General features: G+C 42.6%; 16 protein-coding genes. 4 read left to right on the top strand and 12 right to left on the bottom strand.

Features of this window, described 5'->3' with window-relative positions:
• Positions 1-9 precede the first annotated feature (9 nt).
• Complete coding sequence (locus Q4592_RS08440) at positions 10-651, bottom strand: XrtA/PEP-CTERM system exopolysaccharide export protein (RefSeq protein ID WP_303511922.1); 642 nt, start codon at positions 649-651, stop codon at positions 10-12.
• A 280-nt stretch (positions 652-931) separates the two neighbouring features.
• Between Q4592_RS08440 and Q4592_RS08435 the strand changes: the two genes are divergently transcribed.
• Both Q4592_RS08435 and xrt read left to right on the top strand, forming a co-directional pair.
• Positions 932-2,335: a TIGR03013 family XrtA/PEP-CTERM system glycosyltransferase gene (locus Q4592_RS08435; RefSeq protein ID WP_137673931.1), complete on the top strand. Its 1,404-nt coding sequence runs from the start codon at positions 932-934 to the stop codon at positions 2,333-2,335.
• 3 nt (positions 2,336-2,338) lie between these two features.
• Complete coding sequence (xrt, locus tag Q4592_RS08430; protein ID WP_303511919.1) at positions 2,339-3,775, top strand: exosortase; 1,437 nt, start codon at positions 2,339-2,341, stop codon at positions 3,773-3,775.
• Here the strand turns inward: xrt and Q4592_RS08425 are convergent.
• The 9 genes from Q4592_RS08425 to Q4592_RS08385 form a co-directional block, all read right to left on the bottom strand.
• On the bottom strand, positions 3,752-5,290 hold the full coding sequence (locus tag Q4592_RS08425; protein ID WP_303511917.1) for a hypothetical protein: 1,539 nt from the start codon (positions 5,288-5,290) through the stop codon (positions 3,752-3,754). The two genes, xrt and Q4592_RS08425, sit on opposite strands and share 24 nt — an antisense overlap.
• A 92-nt stretch (positions 5,291-5,382) precedes the next feature.
• On the bottom strand, positions 5,383-6,390 hold the full coding sequence (locus Q4592_RS08420; RefSeq protein ID WP_303511915.1) for a polysaccharide deacetylase family protein: 1,008 nt from the start codon (positions 6,388-6,390) through the stop codon (positions 5,383-5,385).
• Positions 6,380-7,588, bottom strand: coding sequence for a hypothetical protein (locus Q4592_RS08415; RefSeq protein ID WP_303511914.1), 1,209 nt, complete (start codon positions 7,586-7,588; stop codon positions 6,380-6,382). The genes Q4592_RS08420 and Q4592_RS08415 overlap by 11 nt, the downstream gene beginning before the upstream one ends.
• Positions 7,567-8,739 (bottom strand): glycosyltransferase family 2 protein, encoded by a 1,173-nt coding sequence (locus Q4592_RS08410; RefSeq protein ID WP_303511913.1) that lies wholly within the window; start codon positions 8,737-8,739, stop codon positions 7,567-7,569. Before Q4592_RS08410 ends, Q4592_RS08415 begins: the two co-directional genes overlap by 22 nt.
• A gap of 2 nt (positions 8,740-8,741) precedes the next feature.
• The gene (locus Q4592_RS08405; RefSeq protein WP_303511912.1) at positions 8,742-9,266 is read right to left on the bottom strand and encodes a serine O-acetyltransferase; all 525 of its coding nucleotides are present in this window, start codon (positions 9,264-9,266) and stop codon (positions 8,742-8,744) included.
• Positions 9,266-10,471, bottom strand: coding sequence for a glycosyltransferase family 4 protein (locus Q4592_RS08400; protein WP_303511910.1), 1,206 nt, complete (start codon positions 10,469-10,471; stop codon positions 9,266-9,268). Before Q4592_RS08400 ends, Q4592_RS08405 begins: the two co-directional genes overlap by 1 nt.
• Positions 10,472-10,477: 6 nt before the next feature.
• Positions 10,478-11,053: a polysaccharide deacetylase family protein gene (locus tag Q4592_RS08395; RefSeq protein WP_303511908.1), complete on the bottom strand. Its 576-nt coding sequence runs from the start codon at positions 11,051-11,053 to the stop codon at positions 10,478-10,480.
• A gap of 156 nt (positions 11,054-11,209) precedes the next feature.
• Entirely contained in the window at positions 11,210-12,337 is a 1,128-nt protein-coding gene (locus Q4592_RS08390; RefSeq protein ID WP_303511906.1) for a glycosyltransferase, read from the bottom strand.
• On the bottom strand, positions 12,327-13,673 hold the full coding sequence (locus Q4592_RS08385) for a phenylacetate--CoA ligase family protein (protein WP_303511904.1): 1,347 nt from the start codon (positions 13,671-13,673) through the stop codon (positions 12,327-12,329). The genes Q4592_RS08390 and Q4592_RS08385 overlap by 11 nt, the downstream gene beginning before the upstream one ends.
• 293 nt (positions 13,674-13,966) lie before the next feature.
• On the opposite strand from Q4592_RS08385, the gene Q4592_RS08380 reads away from it, so the two are divergent.
• On the top strand, positions 13,967-15,169 hold the full coding sequence (locus tag Q4592_RS08380; protein ID WP_303511902.1) for a hypothetical protein: 1,203 nt from the start codon (positions 13,967-13,969) through the stop codon (positions 15,167-15,169).
• Positions 15,170-15,199: 30 nt separating this feature from the next.
• Entirely contained in the window at positions 15,200-16,645 is a 1,446-nt protein-coding gene (locus Q4592_RS08375; protein ID WP_303511901.1) for an oligosaccharide flippase family protein, read from the top strand.
• A 7-nt stretch (positions 16,646-16,652) separates the two neighbouring features.
• Here the strand turns inward: Q4592_RS08375 and Q4592_RS08370 are convergent, their stop codons facing one another.
• Both Q4592_RS08370 and Q4592_RS08365 read right to left on the bottom strand, forming a co-directional pair.
• On the bottom strand, positions 16,653-17,558 hold the full coding sequence (locus Q4592_RS08370; protein ID WP_303511899.1) for a glycosyltransferase: 906 nt from the start codon (positions 17,556-17,558) through the stop codon (positions 16,653-16,655).
• A 20-nt stretch (positions 17,559-17,578) separates the two neighbouring features.
• Positions 17,579-18,469 carry a polysaccharide pyruvyl transferase family protein gene (locus tag Q4592_RS08365; RefSeq protein ID WP_303511897.1) on the bottom strand — a complete coding sequence of 297 codons (891 nt, stop codon included), beginning with the start codon at positions 18,467-18,469 and terminating at the stop codon, positions 17,579-17,581.
• Positions 18,470-18,474: the final 5 nt, after the last annotated feature.

Raw genomic sequence — 18,474 nt, 5'->3', positions numbered from 1 at the left:
CTACTCCGACTAAAACCAAGCTTCTGGGATAATAATAATATCGCCAGGAAGAACATCTACATTGGCTTCAATCTCACCATCTTGTATTAGTTTGCCTACACGCACGTTATAAGAGCGCTGCTCTCCACTTACTACTCGAACCAAACGAGCATTATCACCATCGGCGTACTCGGTTAAACCGCCCACCTGAATCATTACATCAAGCAGTGTCATGTCTTCGCGGTAGTTAATGGCTTGCGGTTCAAAGGCTTCACCAATAACGCGAACTTGCTCGCTAAACGGCCCAATAAAACCTTCTACCGTTACCGTTACAATCGGGTCACGAATAAATTCGGCCAATTCAGATTCGATAAGGCGGGCTAGTTCAGTCGGCGTTTTACCCGACACTTCTAGGTCTTCCACTAAAGAGGTTGAAACCATACCGTCTGGGCGAACAATAAAAGTGCCTGAAATTTCAGGGTTTCGCCATACAAAGATATTTAGTTCATCACCCGGTCCAATCAAGTATTTATAATCGGCGGGGTTTTCGGTGAGCGAAGGGTTAACCGACGCACTAGGTAAGGTGGGTAAATTGTTTGAACATGCGCTAAGGAAAAGCCCTAACGCCATTACCGAGAGTAGTTTAACTACCGCTTGATTTAGTTTTTTCATAGCACTATCCATTACGCTGAGTGTCCATCAAATAACATTGATTGAGAAAGTCCTTTTTCCCATGATAGTGTGCGGGGACGCATGTTGTAAATCTCTTGAGCTAAATAGTTTTAATATATCGATATTTATCTTCAGGCCGTTGTAAATGTAAAGCTAAGGTAACAATTCTGCTGTTAACTAAAGGCGCACAAGTAGAACCGATTTTTTGTGGCTCTGTGTTTAAATCTCGGTATACTGGTCAATCTTAAAATTTAAATTTAAATTGTTTCAAGGAAGAAGCGTGGCTGGTTCGAAATTTCACAATCTAGATCCTGGTAGTAGAGCAATTATTCTCGCCGAATTTTTATTGCTCATTGGGGTTTTTGTCATCGGCGTTGAGCTTCTTCGCTTCAGCGGTTTTGAAGGTATTCCTGCCTACGGTGAGGGTATCTTATTGATGCACTGCCTAGCATTTACTTTTCCTATTCAACTCTCCATCCTTTCTGTTGGCTTATACAACCAAAAAATACGTGAAACCTTTCGAGGAGTTATTCGTCGACTGCTGGTGAGTATTGCTTTAGGTTACTTTATCTCATCAGTTGTATATGTATTAACGCCGCTTGATGTATTGCCGGGTAATTTCCGCGAATTACTTTACGCAGCCGTAATGATGGGCCTGACTACAATTCGTTATTTCGCCTTGAAAATGCAATACGAGCATATGGGCAGAAAACGCATTTTAGTTTTAGGTGCAGGTGAGCGCGCGAGCATTATTGAAAAGAGAATGCGCCGTAAGTCTGACCGAGTTAGCTTTGAGATGGCAGGTTTCATCAGTATGCCTGGTGACTCTGAAGACGGCATTAAACGTGAAACCATCCTTGAACTCGACCAACCGCTTGAATCTTATGTTCTCGCAAACGGTATTGAAGAGATAGTGATTGCCGCAGATGAGCGACGCGCTAACTTGCCAGTGGACAGCTTGTTTCTATGTAAGCTTCGCGGCGTAGAAATTACCGATATCATTGACTTTATCGAGCGTGAATCAGGGCAAATTGCGGTAAACCTTATTTACCCATCTTGGGTTATTTATAGTAACGGTTTCCACTCTACCAACTACTTACGTAGTTCTTTAGACTGGGTGTGTAATACCTTTTTAGGCTTAATCGTATTGTCTCTAACTTGGCCGCTGATGCTAATTACTGTCATTATGATCAAGCTAGAAGAAGGCATTAAAGCCCCGGTCCTGTATTCGCAAGAGCGAATTGGCCTAAATGGTCAGCCATTTAATATTTTTAAGTTCCGCAGTATGCGTACCGACGCAGAAAAAGACGGCGCTAAATGGGCTCAGAAAGAAGACCCTCGTGTAACAAAAGTAGGCAACTTCATTCGCAAATACCGCATTGATGAATTACCACAAATTTACAATGTATTGATCGGAGATATGGGCTTTGTAGGTCCTCGTCCGGAACGCCCAGCGTTTGTAAAAGAATTAGTGTTATCGATTCCTTATTACAATCAACGTCACAATGTAAAACCTGGCTTAACCGGTTGGGCACAGCTTAAGTATCCATATGGAAGCACTGAAGCCGATGCCTTAGAAAAGTTAAAGTTTGACCTGTATTACATTAAGCACCGCAGCTTCTTACTGGATTTATTGATTCTAGTAAGAACCGCAGAGATCATCTTGTTTGGTAAAGGGCGCTAATTTTTGGAGCCAGATAATGTAGAGCAAGGGCACGCTAACAGCGGTAATCTTCAAGCTATAATGGTCTTAGTGGTTACCGCATCAGTTGCTTTGCTATTTTGGCCAGTGCTATTGGATGTTTGGCGCTACAGTTTTGATGACGGCACCTACTCACATGCCTTTCTCATTCCTTTAGTAGCACTTTATGTGCTTTATGATTGTCGACAAGAACTACAGTTTCGCCAAGCTCCTAGTCTTTGGCTAATCCCTCTGATTCTTTGCCTAGCTTTAGAGCTGCTGCTGTATTTGAGCCAAATTAGTCTACCGGTGCGCGCCCTACTCCCTTTCGTATTACTGTTTAGCTTATTGAGCGTATTTAAACATCACAAAAGTTTATATGTGTACGCTCTAGTCATGTTATTTGCTACACCAATTTGGGGGATTCTATCCCCACCACTGCAGACACTGTCTACCAATGTTGTAGAAATGGTGATGGCCTATACCCACGTACCGAGCTTTTTTGAAGGCAATGTGGTGTCTATTCCTTCAGGTCGTTTTGAGATAGCGAATGGCTGTAGTGGCTTGCGCTACTTTATTACTTCGTTGTTTTTATGTTTGTTGTATATCTATTTTAATATTCGAGGCGCACGTAAAGCTGCTACCTTTTTTGTTGTGTGTATGGTCGGCGCGTTATTGGTTAACTGGGTACGTATCATCATTATTATTCTGGTTGGTCACGAAACCCAAATGCAAAGTGACTTAATTCACGACCATAATAATCTAGGTTGGTATTTATACATTCCTTACTTGCTGTTTGCTTTTTATGTCGGCGGTAAACTCGCTCAAGATCCTTTACCACGAGCGAAACCTGTTGAAGTAAGCCAGCCTTCACCAAAAGTATTTGCGTACTTCATTCTCGCTCTATTGGTTTTCTCTCCAAGCTTATTGGATTGGCCAGTGGTTGATGCGAATCAGCTAAACAGTCAGCAGACACCATCAGAAGTCCTCTACCATCGCTCTCTCCAAGTGAGCCAATACCAATCGGTAGAGCATCAAACGCTTTCTGTAGATGATATAGAGCTACAGCAATGGGTGTATTTATTTAGTGGCCTTGGCTTAGACAATAAAGCATCATTTTATTTAAATGAAGTGGTGCCAGAAAGTATGCGAGTGAATAAGACTGAGAATACTCCTCGCACAAACTTTGTATACTTTCGCTCAAGAGCTAATCAACCAGCCTTATTAGCCTACAGTTATGCAGGCGCTAACGGCTTAGTGGCCAATAGAGGCGCACTTAGGTCTCAGCGCTTTTCTGAGGTACTAGCAGGCAAGCGTAAGAGTGCTATTGTAGCCGCTTCAGTCTTATGCGCTGACGCTAGCTGTAATCGCGAAAGAGCGGCGCTAGAACAGCAATTAGGTTTGTTTGAAAACACCGAGTTATTGTTTCAAGATCCAAGTTAACGAACCGTTACTGGCAAACCACCAATTAAACTTTCTTAGTGGTTTTAAGGCCCAAGCCGGTTGGCCAGCAGCGGTTTTACCTTTTTTATTCATCGTTCCATCGCACGTTTTTAGCAGTTCCTGCCCAAGCAAGTCTAATAAAAACTCGTCTTCGCCACGCTCACGCTTCAAATATACAGCTTTATAAACCATACCCACTACGTCACAAGCATGTTGCCGCTCGGTCCAAGAATTACGGTCTTGAAAAATAGATTTTTTAAAGAACACTAAATAATCTGGGATATAAAGAGTCTTACCTTTGTATTCCACAGTATATAGCCCTTGTTGAAGCAGCATTTCTGCAAAATCTACAATCAATTGAGCCGCTTGCTGATCGTTAGTTAACCAAAAATAACGCCACAACTGTTCTACTACCAAAGCACTCATCCATGGGGAACACACCATCTCTTGACTGTTTTTATTAGAGTGAGCCTTTAGGCTATGCTTTAAACAGCCGCCCTGTCCGGGAGCAGGTACCCATAGGTTTTGTTTAATTCCGCTGACTAGCTGCTCAATCCTGCTTAACGATTGCGCAGTGCTATCGAGCTCCCATTGATTTAGTGCCAAACCGAGCGCTACCGACAAATGCCGCTCGGTCCAAAACCCGAGTTTGGTGCTGTAAGTTGCTGGCCACTTAAGCCCTTTCGGCGTCATAGTCTCAATCGCTAGCTTGGTAGACAGCTTAGGGTAAAACAAATAATCAATTAGCAGCCCAGCACTTAGCATGTACTTAAGATCTGCTGAGCCCTTCAAGGAAAAGTCTCCATTAGAATCTAACTGACTGATAAAAAACTGTGCTTTTTGGTGAGCCGTTTTTTTCCAACGAGAGTCGGCGGTTTTAAAATACAGTTGATAAAAAGTATATGGCCTATCATATAGCCATGGTGCTGCGCTGTTACTGGGGAGCGTCGTTTTCTTCGCTGGGTCTTTGGGTTTACTAAGCTCAGCGATAAGAGCCTCATCACCGCTATAAGCAGCATAACGCCAATACGCGTTATCAAACCAACCCCAATCGATGTTATTTGCGTTGTAGATAAGTGGTGAGTAAAGCGCTGAGTTTAACCATTTTTCAGTAAAATTAGCCTCAACCAATAGGGCTTCTTCTAGTTTTACCCCATCATTTGGTTTTGTGAGATTTTTTCCCCAGCGAATTTCAAGCTCACCAGTATCTAAACCTTCGACTTTAAATAGTACGCCTCTATAAAACTTAGCGCCTCCTGCTTGCGGCCAACTAAGATGTGCCGAAGCGCTAAAATCGAGTATTTTCCCAGATTGGCTGAGTTCAAAGCCCTGCTGATTTGAAATAGTGAAGTTGGGAACCGGTAACACAAAGTAATGGTAAGGTTTGCTGCTTGGTATTGATGAGATGTTTGCTTGAACTAAACCCTCTTCTGTTGCCGAGACGTTTAGCGTTAACAATAAAAACAGCATCAAGGCTGGAAAGTAGCTTGACGATTTATTAAGGGATTTGCACATTTCTACCATTCCTGATTATGACTAAACGAGACCAAGAAAAACGGTCGCTCATCAAGTAAAGTGCAAATCAAGAAAGTCGGCAAGTTAGCCCGCTAACGCGCTAACTTGTCATGCAACGCCATCACTTGAACTTTAAGCGAGTCTACGGATTTATTACCATCAACTGAAATACGTTTTAGTGAGTACGCACTTTGTTCTGTCAGCTTAGTGTTAATCCCGTTCATAAAAGAAAATGCGAGACGATAGCCGCATTGCTTAGCCATCTCTTGGGTCTGCTCAGTAAAGCTATCCGTTCTGCCAACGGGATACGCTAACATACTCACTGAGTTGCTCAACTGGTCTTGAATAAAGATACGCGACTCATGCAATTCTATACGTTGTTGCTGCGGCGTTAAGTGAGCCAAAATGGGGTGGCTTTGAGTATGCGACCCTATCGTCATACCCGCGTCTGCCATTTCTTTAAGCTGCTGCCAATTAGCAAATAAACTGTTGGAGCCGGGCAAAACGGGCGCTTTGCATATCACTCTAAGTTGAGCTAACTTTTCATCCATCGAAAACTGCTGATCAGCTTTAAAGGCATATAGCACTTTACGAATATTTTGAGTTTCATTTTTGCCAGTTAAATCAACCGCATCAGGCCAATGTTCTAGTTTTAACAGGCTAAGCTGGCAATGCTTAACCAGCCAAGCAACTTCATCCCACCAGGCAAAGCTTCCGCCATCGGTATATTCAGTCACCACAAAAAACACAGCGCTTAAATCATGCTTTTTAAGCAAAGGGAAAGCATGCTGGTAACTGTCGATATAGCCATCATCAAAGGTAATCAATGCATAAGGCTTGGTAATCGGTTTATTGGAATCTAGAAGGTTGAGTAGCTCAGATTCATTTACTACCGTGAACTCTTGTTTGTAGAAACGTAAATGCTGCTCAAACTGTTCTGATGTGCAGCTAAAAACATTGGGGTCAAACTCGCTAAAGCGAGCATCGCCAATCCGGTGATAATTAAATACATACACCCCTGGTGAACGCTGCTGCCAGCGCTTATCAGAAACGGTACGTGCGCCAAATAAGAACTGCCTTATTTTGGCTCTACTCAGCATCGGCATGCTCTTCTAAGGTTTTATAGTGTGGCGCTTTAACCACATAATCCCTATAAAGGTGCGGGTTGCCTGTTTCACCAGCTTCTGCCGCTTTAGCCATGTTATACATCTCTCTCGCTGACACATAATGCAATACGTAGTTGCTACCGTCATTGTACTTGCTCTCTAGGTAGCTACACATGTCATCGAAAGGTTTACCTAATAAGGTTGGCATGTCTGCTTCTTGAGTACCATGAGTATGGATCTTGATGAAACGCCATTCTGGCCGTCCCTCAACATGAATATTGGCATTGACCCATAAATCTACACGGTCTTTGGTCGGCATCATGCTGGTACGGATATCGGAATTTTCAATTTGCGGGAAAATTCCCTTTTTGCGGGCTTTCCAGTTCAAATCTAAGGGGCCGTTAATCAACATCAAATCACCCCAAGTTTCACCACCTACTTTCACCATTTTGCCGGTATTGTGAGATTTAGGCGCATGTGGGTCATCTTTAGCGTAGTAAATAGCATTAACCGTTGCAGGTTGCGTAACACTCGGTGCAGATGGGAAAGTGTAATCAACAAAACACCCGGTTTCTCTTAGTACAATTAGCTCATCATTTACCCCACAAAGCTTTCCGTCGGGGTGAGAGTTATCCAAGGTCCAGTTTCCGTGAATAAAGGCATACTGTAACTTGCCAGTGGATTCACAACGAACAAAAGCCCCATGTTTCTCATGTAATAATTCAGTGAAACCTTCTAGGGTTTTACGCAGATTATCACTGGTATCATCATCATGATGTAAGTGAATTTCAATCTCACCAAAGCCTCGTGCACATAAATCGGCTACTTTGGCTAAATGTTCAAATCGGTACTCTTCTTCTGGGTAGAAAAAGGAATGCTTAGGAAAGCAACCGTCTGCATCTTGGTGTTTGCCTGCAACTTCTGGGTACTCGTTAAACCACCGGTCAACCCTAGCTCGTTCTTGTTCCAAGCTAATATTCTTGCCCCACTGCGGCTCGTAGTGGTCAACAAAACAGAACAAAACATGCGTTGGCCCTTCAAAATGAGCTTTCGGCCTAAACTTTTGCTTTAAGTAATGAGACAGCCACAAATGCATGTGTTTTTTGCGAATAATAAGGGTTACCAATGCAGCCCCAAGCAGCGCCAGCAATAAGAAAATAGAAAAGATGATCACCGTGAAGTCCTTTGCCATGTGCCTTGCACATTTTTAAACAAGAATGAGTAAAAGCCTTTTAATAAAGCCATGTTCATTGATACAAAAAAAGTTAAAAAAGCGATACTACCGGGTAGGCTTTTTCCCTGCTTACTCAGGCTATTTCCCCACGCAGCGACTAAGTAGCCGGCGATTTGAATGGCCAATAGGCCGGCGTACCATGCTTCTTTGACTAAAAGTACATTAGAGGCAAGCGCCACTAGCATTAAATGTGGAGTAAACCAGCGCAACACCTTATGACTAAGGTAAGAAAAGAAACGCGCACCTTGTAAAGGGTTTAGCGCCCACAAACAGCGTGTGAAAGCTTGATAGTTACCAGTACCAATTCGAATACGACGCTTTTCTTCGTCATGAAGTGAAGGAGCTACTTCTTCGTAAGCCACTGCGTTTGGCTCATATAAGACCCTTTTGCCTACTTTAGATACGTTCATAACAATCATAAAGTCATCAACAATCGTGTTGGCTGGCAGGGCTTGATAGAGCGGTTTAGCAATCGCATAAATAGCGCCATTCGCTCCAAGTAACGCGCCAAGACGGGACTCATGAAACTTAAGCATTTGCTCATAACGCCAGTATATACCGTCTTTGTTATCTTTTGATTCAGAGTCGACTAAATGCAACTCACCACATACCGCTCCAATATCGTCGCTATCGAAATGACGGACCAAATTCTCAATCGCATCGGCTTCAAAATGTGTGTTTGCATCAGACATCACCAAAATCGAATCTTCGGCCAGTTCAACGAGATCATTAAGCACATTTATTTTGCCGCGGTTTTGCTCAAAAATATGGGCCTTAAAGTGGCTAGCGTCCACTGCCGTTAAAATATCGGCGCTAGAATCAGTACTGCCATCAGAACCAATATGAATGGTTAGTTTATCTTTAGGGTAATTAAGCTGCAGTAAGTTATCGATGCGCTGTTGTAGGCATTTCTCTTCGTTGTAGGCGGCAATAATAATTGATACTGAAGGCCAGCTTTCAGGCTCATCAGAACGACGTTCATGACGACGCCACAAATAGCGAGTATCCCGAATAGCTTGTTTAATACCGCTCACAACCAGCAATACTAAGGGGTAAATGACATAGCTATAAGCGATGAGAGCAACCGCAATCCAAAAAATTAGCTCCATGATTATTGCTCCGCTTGTTCGGTTGTTCGCTGATAAGGACGAGCAGGAATCCCCAGCATGGTCGCGCCCTCTTCTGCCGATTTAGTGAGTACAGCATTGGCACCAATTTTCACCTTATCAGCAACGTGTAAATCACCAATTATTTTAGCGCCAGCGCCGACAAAAATATTCGAGCCTAGGCGCGGAGATTTGCCTTTTTCATCACCAATGACCACTCCACTTTCTAAAGTGATGTTCGCTTCACCTTGAACCTTAGAATTAATCACAATGCCTACCGGATGCATAATTACAAAACCAGGGCCAAACTCAGCTCCGCTGCCAATAACACAGCCATTGATATACTTATTCAAGCATTGAAAAAAGTACGCTACTAAACCTAAACGATGAGCGGCAAACCAGCGCATACAGCGATAAAGGATATTGGCACTTGAACCGTCAGCCATCACTATTCGCAACATGCTCACATCAGCACCGTCTTCCTTAAAGATTTCTTGTTTTCGGCGGAAATCAGCTTTCAATCGTTCCATCATTTCACCAATGTTAATAGTTGTTCAGCGTTGTGGCGCCATTGCCTTTCGCGCTCTATATAAGCGCGCGCTTGTTCGCCCACTAACTGTTGTTGATCTGGCTGCGCAGATAAGGCTAATACTTTCTCAACACAAGCTTCACGGTCATTGGCTTTAAATAACCAACTGGTTTCGCCGTCTGCCACTACTTCATCAATAGGGGTAAAATCTGGTGCTACCATACCTTTACCCATAGCCATAAATTCAAACAACTTCATCGGCGAACCATAATCATTTGAGTCGGGTAAAATACCAAAATCCATCGCCGACAAGTACGTGGGTACTTGGTCATGAGCGACTCGCCCTGGCATAATAATTTGCGATTCAGCCTCAGCACTAGCAATGCGTTGCTTAATACTGTCGTAACAGGCCCCATCACCCACCAGCAACAGCACTATATTGGGATAATCTTTAAGGCGCTCTGCTATCAGGTCAACAAACCAATCAATGCCGTGCCAATGCACAAATGCCCCCACATACCCAACAACGACCTTGTCTTCTACCTTAAGCTTTTCGCGTAGTTGTTGGGCGGCGGGTTTATCTATTACAAACTGGTCTAAGTCAGCGGCATTCGGCGAAATAACCGAGGGTGCTATATCTGGGTAGGCATCTTGCGCGACTTGCTGGAAACGGCTAGAAATAAATACTAACCCAGTCGCATTGCTAAAGATCCAACGCTCTACCGAGCGGGCAAAGCGTTGAAAAAACAGCTCTCGCACACGATGTACCAAACAAGAGTCATTAATCTCCAACACGATAGGAATATTGTGTCTTTTAGCCCACCACACACTAGCAAACATAAACAACGAATAGCGCTCGTAAATAAGCTCGATATTTTGCTGCTTAACCGTTTTACGTAAACGCCACCATGCGAGTAGATTAAAAGCCAACTCAAATAATTCGAATACAAACTCGGGGGTATATTTGGTTAACTCCGTTAAACGAGAAAACAGCCCTTTCTTTACAGGAGGCTTCGCCGCGCTGCTGGGCTGCGCAGATGCTTCTTTTGGCCCTGGAGTGGTAGGTAGCTCTTCTTCTGGGTCAGCACCGGGTAACGACAGAATACTCACTTTATGACCTAATTCTCTCAGCCCTTTTACCACCCCGCGAATATGTACGCCTTCGGCACCTCTGCCACGTGTACGATGGTGGAATAAAATATTCATTTTAACTTAGCTCTCCAGTGCTTTAAGTTCAAAACCTTGTGCTTGCCATTGCGGAATAAGCACCGCTAATGCGTCTATGCACAAGTTATTGTCATCATGAAACAAAATTATATCGCCAGCAGTAACCGGCTGGTCGTTAAAACGTTTTATCAATTGCTCGGTAGGTTCTTTTTTATAATCAAGAGAATCACGGCTCCAATGCACAGCGGTAATACCACGGCGAATCAAATAACGGAGTAAAGAAGAATCCCAACGGCCTTGCGGCGAACGAAATAAGCGACAATCAGTATTAGTTAGCTGCTTAATCGCGTTGTTAGTTTTTTCAATTTGCTGATTACGTTCAGTAATAGAGATATGGTCAAAACGTGGATGATTGTAGGAGTGATTCGCGAGGGCGTGACCCTCTTGAACAATACGTAATCCCAAACTAGGACAACGCTCGAGCCTGATTCCCATAGAAAAAAAGGTTGCTTTTGCTTTATGTGCGTTTAACAGTTCCAGAAGCTCACCAGTAAACTCGGGGTGAGGACCATCGTCGAAGGTGAGATATAAAGTCGGCTGTTGCGCGCTTTTTTTTATCAAAAACCATCGGTCTGGTAAAACTTTATCTCGTATAAGATATTTGATCTTACTTAACATCAACTACAAATCCGTTTGAGCCAATCACATCACGTTAAAACAAGCTGTTAAGTGTAACAAAATACCAGCTTAGCCCCAGCAATTCATTAACTTATCTTTTTAAGCTTCGCCATTTTTCAACATGCTTAAAAACTGCTGCTGATTAACCTGCCAAGAAAAACGACTTGCATGCTGTTTTATGGCTTGTTTGTCCCAATCGCTGGTGAGTATTTTAGTAATTCCCACCGCTACCGCCGTGGCATCTTTAGGAGGGATCAACACCCCGCATTGAGATGCATCCATCACCTCAGGGATCCCACCTACAGTAGTTGCTAAAACTGGGGTACCGCAAGCCATTGCTTCTAATACTACGTTAGGCACTCCCTCAGCATAACTAGGCAGCGCTAACAATTGGGCATGGCTAATCCACGCAGGTAACAGCGCATGTTGCACAGAACCCAAAAAGTGAACACGTTCTGCCAAACCATCGGCCTTGGCCTGTTGCTCAATAGTGGCTTTCATTGCCCCGGTGCCCGCATAGACTAATTGTAACTCAAGATGTTGATCAGCTACTTCAGCAAAACCCTGATACAGCTCCACCACCCCTTTATCTACTTTTAGATTACCCACATAAAGTAAGTAATTTTGTTCAAAAGGTCTTTTGGTATCCACACCAAACTTTTGATGGTCAACACCATTGTAAATCACCGATACCTTGTCTTGGTTAATGCCCAAGCTTGCCATTTCTTTGGCTAGCGCTTGAGAGACAGACAATATACCCAAAGCATTTTGACTAGCATATTTAATCTGTTGGGCTCGAGCGGGGTCTTTGGCCAGTTGGTTTATATCACTACCATGAACCTTAAAGAAAAAACGCGCGCCAAACAGCTTAGCCAACCAACTGCTTGCCACCGCCTCAGGAAATGCCCAGCTAGCCATAATAATCTTAGCTTGCTTGCGCTTTAACCAAAAACCACTGTGAATTAACAGCGACAAAAACATCATAACGCTATAAAAACGGCGGCCTATTTTAGGTGTATAAAAGTACGGTAGGTAACGTACTGCGTCACTTTGAGTAATCTGCTTGCGGTGTTTTAACCATTCGGGAAACGCTACCGGCACCAAAATGCTTAATGCGTATTCGGATTTAAGCAGTTCAAACTGTTGATGATTAAACTTAGCTCGATTGGGTTCCCATGGCAGAGGGTACAAGTTGGTAATGATCACCATTGCAGGATTAGACTTCACAGATGGTAACCCTATGTTTGCCGCTGGCAGTAAGCGGAATATCGTCCACTAGTTCGAAGTGTAAAGTCAGCTCTCCGTGACTGTATTTATTGATCTCTTCAATAATCATTGCTTTGTCGCTATCACCAAATTGTTCGTTAGCCACAATTTTCATGGTCACTTGATCAATCTGTTGCTGAATGATTTGGAAGCGCGAAATACCCGCAAACTCTTTAAACAAATGCGGAAACAATTCCCCGGGAATACTTCCACCCGATGGGGTTTTAATAATATCGAGTTTGCGGCCATCAATACTCGCCATAATAGGCAAAGGATTACCACAACGACATGCGTCCTCCACCAGCGTAGCTCTGTCACCGTTGACATAGCGAATCAAAGGCATCCCATAATTGTATAAATCGGTTACCAGTAAATCACCGCTGCTACCTGTAATAGCCTGCCCTTCGCTATCAATGGTCTCCACTACCAAGTGGTCCACATTAATATGCAAGTTACGCTGCTCTTGGCAATCGGCCGCCATTAGCATGAACTCGCGACAACCAAAGGTGTTATAAACCGGCGTATTAAATGCCCGTTCTATTTCTTCGCGCTGAAAATCATGCAATGGTTCTGCGCCAGTTAAAATAGTGCTCGGCTTCCACACTTTAATGTTGTTGTCGTTAATGTAACGCGCCAACTCAAACAAGGGGTTTACATAAGACACCATTGCTGTAGGTTTGTAGGCGTCAATGTCATCTACATATTGCTGCTTGTTATTGTTATTCATAGCAAATGAATTAAGCATTTTACGGTTATAAAAGCCGTGGTATAGCGCATTTTTGATTAACTTAAAGCGTGAGGGTTGACCTAAATCAGCTCCCCAAAGATAGAGCGTTTTTTGTCCCAAACCTGCGCCTAACCAACCATAACCACGCCACATCACCGCTTCTCGGCGAGTATTGCTATTCAGGTCTAATTCAAAATGAAACGGCTGACCGGTAGAGCCCCCGGTAGATTTGCGGATGTTGTTAGGATGCAGATCAGATACAAATTCAGCATAGTGCTGTTTTATATCGTTTTTGGTCACTATCGGCAGCTGCTGAAAATCGCTTAGGCTGGCAATATCTCTAAGATCGTTAATGCCCGCTTCAGCCCACACTTTTGGGTAATATTGAGTATGCTGATAAGCATGAGCCAACAGCTTTTGTAACTCTTGCCATTGATGCGCTAACAACTGTTCTTTAGACCATGTTAGCCGTTGTTCATAGCCGTTTAGGTGATTGAGTAATTGTTTACCTTTAATTGCCTCATAGCTGGGCATTAAAATCTTACGTAAAAAAGATGGGTAAATGGCCATCAGTGACTTCCATATCCGTATGTTGAACAATCGCTAAGATTTAGCACGCGAAAACAAAAAGGCGCTTATTATGTCCATAATCAATCGCTTGCTGTTTGGCCACTAGCCTAACATTTAAGCGACGTACAAGCACCCTATATACAGTGCAACTCTGTTGCTCCAACTCTGTACATCGGCGACATTTTGGCGCTAAAGCGCAAAAATTTAAACGCTTCGCTTACTACTAATTTAAACATAGATACGTTAGCCTAAGTCTCAAATAAGGGATTCTCTCGTGTTAAGGAAAACGCTGTATGGACATTAGTCCAGTTTCAATTGCCTCAAAAGAGGGTGCGATTGTTTATCAGGTTAATTTTGACCTACGCGGTCAGGCTCAGCAACTATGGTTCGAAGTTAGTCATTTTGGCAATCTTAGCCTCTCAACTAGCGCCGATACTGCCTTAGTCTCATTATTGCTACCTGCAATGTTAGCTAACGAGAATATTCATATTGCAGGCGCTATTTCAGAACAATTGCTGTTTAATCTAAACGGCGCTTATCAAACTCTAGTGATCCAACAAATCCCCCAATTAAATAGAATTAAAATTAGCGCCGAGAAAACCTCTAGTCAATCAAGCCGAGCCAAGGGTGTGATTACAGGGTTTTCTGCGGGCGTAGATTCATTTTGCACTCTTACCGACTACTTTACTGAATCAACACCCTCCGCTCGTAAAGTGACACATTTGTTGTATAACAATGTTGGTTCTCACGGGAAAGGTAAGGAGCGTTTGTTTAAAGAGCGTTACGCGCAACTAAAGCAATCGGCTGATAATTGGCAACTGCCTTTTATCATGGTGAATTCAAACATGAATGATTTTTATGGTAGGGCACTAGACTTTCAACTTACCCATACCATTCGTAACGCAGCTATTCCAATGTTGTTACAGGAACACATCGGTCATTTTCTCTATTCATCCGCTTATAGTTATAAAGATCTGTTCGTCGGCTCAAGTTACGACATGGCCTACAGTGATGTGTTTAGTCTACCGCTTTTATCTACAGAGTCTTTGCAAAGCCACTCTGTAGGTAGCGAATACACCAGAGTTGAAAAAACTGCAGTGGTGGCTAAAAATCCAGAGTCATACAAAGTGTTAGATGTTTGTGTGAAGGGAGACCAAGCTGAAAACTGCTCCTACTGTGATAAATGCTTACGCACAATCCTAACCCTTGAGATAGCCAACAAGCTTTCTTTATATGAAGACTGTTTTAATATAAAAGTATATCTTAAGCACAAAGACGCATTTATTAGCGCTATGTTAGTGAGCGATGATCCCTTGCTAAAGGAAATAGTCGTTTGGGCAAAACAACGCAACCATTATTTTTCAATTAGACACTATTTCTTTTCCGCTACTATCGTAATAAAGCGTTCAATAAAGTGGAGCCTAAAAACATTCAAAAAACCAGTTAAATATATTCTCGCCAAACTGGGTTTATATCATCCAAAGCAATACAGCTAAACTATCTAGAATACATAAAGCATTTATTCAATGACACATAATACTAATCTAAAAAGTCAGGTTTTATCGTCCTTAAAATGGGTCGCTATGGGTAAAATAGTCACCCAACTATTACGCTGGGCGATGACTTTTTGGGTAATCCGCCTGCTAAGCCCTGATGACTATGGCCTAGTAGCAATGTCAGACGTATTATTCGGCTTCTTGAACCTGTTATTGGCGTCTTTGTTTACCTCCTCAATAATTCAAGAGAAAAATCTAACTAAACAAAGTCTTAAGCAGCTGTTTGGCGCTATCATACTTAGTCATATCGGATTCTTTGCGCTGCAGTATTCTTTAGCTGATGTAGCAGGTAGCTATTATCAATCTGAAGTGGTTAGCAAAATTCTCAAGGTTAATGCGTGGTGTTTTATCATTCTAGCTTTAGAGGTGATACCTGCCGCTTTACTTGCGAAAAACATGGAGTTTAAACGGGTATCAATTATCGCTGCCGTTGCGAACATCGTGGCGGCCGTATCCACCCTAGCGATGGCTTTTATGGGATATGGTTTTTGGGCTTTAGTAATAGGAGAGATTATATTTATAGGCCTGCGAGCCAGTTTAACCTTCGCTGCTAAACCAATTAACTTCTTACCCAGTTTTAAAATTAGCGATATCACTCCTATGCTAAAATTTGGAGGAATGCTTTCGATTCAGGCTGTATGTTATTACGTATTTATGCACATGGATGTCGCTATTGCTGGACGTATAATGACGCCGACAGAGGTAGGGCTATATGCTATTGGTTTACAAGTAGCCTTAATGCCTCAAAAAAAGATAATGCCGTTGCTACGCCAAGTAGCATTTCCAGCATTTTCAAAAATACAAGATCAGCCACAATTGATTTCTAGTTATGTATTAAAAGCCCAGCGCCTATGCATTAGTCTTACGCTGCCTATTTTCTGGGGGCTGGCATCAGTGACTGATTTGGTAATACCGCTACTATTGGGTGAAAAATGGATCGGTGCAATTATCCCTACTACAATAATCTTAATGATTATGCCGTTAAGGTTCAGTGAAGAGCTATTTACTCCCGCACTAAAAAGCTTAAAAAAGGTTAACCACACTCTTATAAACATATCATTTATGCTAGTTATCATGTTTATTAGTATAATAGTTGCTGCTAATCATGGTGCAATAGGGTTAGCTTTGGCATGGCTAGGTGGCTTCCCTCTCGCTTACCTGATTGTTGCGTGGCGTAATAGCCGTATTTTTGCTACTCCCCTATCTCGATTCTTAAAACTGTTAGTAGCACCAATGATATCTGGTGCTTGCATGTTTGCTGTGGTGTTTGTGTCCAAGTCAATGCTAGACACTTCTGTATTGCTAAAACTTACAATACAAATAGGGTTGGGAGGAATAACTTACTTAGGGTTAATGTTACTGCTAGACAGAGCTTCAATAGAAGAAATCGCAACGATGCTAAAGAAAAAAAAATAAGGCAGCTTTAGTTTTTGTTTCTAGGTTTTAAAAACTCTATCCCCCCTTTTAACAAAGCTTTGACCATCAGCCAAATAACTGTTGAGCCACCTTTCAATAGCAATGATTTAAATAACTTATTTAGGGCAGAAAGAATTTGCTTATTCCACAACAAATCCTTTCCCCAATCTAAATAAATTTTAGCTTTCACTTTCTTAGCTAAACTTCGCCACCGTTCTGGCTTAGCCGTTTGTCGAGCAAGAAACGCATCAACCACCGTTAAGTTATCTTGATAAGACGATAACAAACTTCCCAAGCTTCCTTCTATATCGGCCTTCCACACTAAGCTTTTTTGCACTTGGCCAATAATGCCATTCTCTGCAACTCGCAAATATAAGTCAATGTCTTCCGCCGTCTCTAAGCGTTCATCAAACAAACCCACTTGGCTTAATGTTTCTCGTTTAACCATAAACGACGACGTCACTAAATACGGATGTAAAAAAACTTGCTCAAGATTTTTAGCCACTAACGTAGCGTTTTGCTTATCTTTAGTTAGACCTTGTTCTTCATCGGCTTTATATGAGGTTTCGCTGTAACACGCTACCCAATCGTTGTTTTCTCGCATCGCTTTCACTTGCAGTTCCAACTTTTGGCTTCGCCATAAATCGTCAGAATCGAGGAAAGCAACAAACTCACCCGTGGCAGCTTGTATACCGGTATTTCTAGCCTTAGAAGCTCCCCCATTGGCTTGTGAGATGATGGTAATCGTCTCCCCATAAGCTTGTAAGACCTCAACGGTATTATCTTTAGAACCATCATCTACCACGATAATTTGATAATCACTAAAGCTTTGGCCAAGGATCGAGTCGATGGCTTTACCAATAAACGCGGCGGAGTTATAAGCGGGAATAATTATGCTAACAGCTGCTGTCATGAGTTATGCCTTGTTAATTACTACTGAGACTGCAGCGCATCTAAGCACTGATTAAGGCGAGTAATGAGTTGGTTTTGAACAAGCTCACCACTTAGCTCGCCCTGAGCATTATTGGCAATTGCTGTTAACCCTTTGCATACCTCAGAACGCGTTTTATCGCTAGAGTTGCGCGGTTTAGGTTTATACCAGTTTTTACCCAAACCAAGCCCTTGCAACTGCCGCTTAAGTTCATCTTTAATAGCGCTAACAGGGCTATTAGCAGCGCTATAAAAGTAATTGGGAACAGACTCCGGCTGATACTGCATTTCTACGGTAGATAACCAATCCTGCCATTTCACTTGGTTTACGTGGTCACCTAATATCACCGCTTTCCAGGGTAAACGTAGTGCATCAGCAACAATCGCCCCGTGCATTGCTTCAGTAAGCATTAGCTTACACTGCGCCATTTCGGCGAATACTTTATCTACTGACCACTCAGGTGAAATAAACCTAAACCCACAGGCTTCGGCAATGCTTTCCCAATTGGCGCTGCGACAGCTAAGGTAATGCGGCATAAAGCCAATATCACCATTTTCTTTATGAGTAGGTTCCATTACATTTCGAAGTAATAAGGCTGAATCTGTTACAACAGTACTTGGATCTAAATCCAGCATTTTGGCGCTGTAAGGCCCTCTTACCGCATGTACTTTCCAATTATCTGTCACTTCAGGTAATTGACCATACCCCACGCCAGACCCCACTATGTGCAAAGTTTTATCATTAGGTAAACGATGGTTAAGCAAAGTGCCTATTCCAACCAATAATTCTGATTCATCGTCATTAAAGAAACCCGGCAGTAACTGCGGCCATAACCAAGGATTTAAGTCATCCCCAAAATTGCCCACTTCATCCTGGTAGTAAAATAGTTGCATTTTTA

Source organism: Agarivorans sp. 1_MG-2023 (assembly GCF_030548385.1).
Lineage (GTDB): Bacteria > Pseudomonadota > Gammaproteobacteria > Enterobacterales > Celerinatantimonadaceae > Agarivorans.
This window is presented reverse-complemented; position numbering and strand designations above follow the sequence as displayed.

Coding starts and splice junctions, on each gene's coding strand:
- Q4592_RS08440 (WP_303511922.1), bottom strand. CDS start 651: ATGAAAAAACTAAATCAAGCGGTAGTTAAACTACTCTCGGTAATGGCG.
- Q4592_RS08425 (WP_303511917.1), bottom strand. CDS start 5,290: ATGTGCAAATCCCTTAATAAATCGTCAAGCTACTTTCCAGCCTTGATG.
- Q4592_RS08420 (WP_303511915.1), bottom strand. CDS start 6,390: ATGCTGAGTAGAGCCAAAATAAGGCAGTTCTTATTTGGCGCACGTACC.
- Q4592_RS08415 (WP_303511914.1), bottom strand. CDS start 7,588: ATGGCAAAGGACTTCACGGTGATCATCTTTTCTATTTTCTTATTGCTG.
- Q4592_RS08410 (WP_303511913.1), bottom strand. CDS start 8,739: ATGGAGCTAATTTTTTGGATTGCGGTTGCTCTCATCGCTTATAGCTAT.
- Q4592_RS08405 (WP_303511912.1), bottom strand. CDS start 9,266: ATGGAACGATTGAAAGCTGATTTCCGCCGAAAACAAGAAATCTTTAAG.
- Q4592_RS08400 (WP_303511910.1), bottom strand. CDS start 10,471: ATGAATATTTTATTCCACCATCGTACACGTGGCAGAGGTGCCGAAGGC.
- Q4592_RS08385 (WP_303511904.1), bottom strand. CDS start 13,673: ATGGCCATTTACCCATCTTTTTTACGTAAGATTTTAATGCCCAGCTAT.
- Q4592_RS08380 (WP_303511902.1), top strand. CDS start 13,967: ATGGACATTAGTCCAGTTTCAATTGCCTCAAAAGAGGGTGCGATTGTT.
- Q4592_RS08375 (WP_303511901.1), top strand. CDS start 15,200: ATGACACATAATACTAATCTAAAAAGTCAGGTTTTATCGTCCTTAAAA.
- Q4592_RS08370 (WP_303511899.1), bottom strand. CDS start 17,558: ATGACAGCAGCTGTTAGCATAATTATTCCCGCTTATAACTCCGCCGCG.
- Q4592_RS08365 (WP_303511897.1), bottom strand. CDS start 18,469: ATGCAACTATTTTACTACCAGGATGAAGTGGGCAATTTTGGGGATGAC.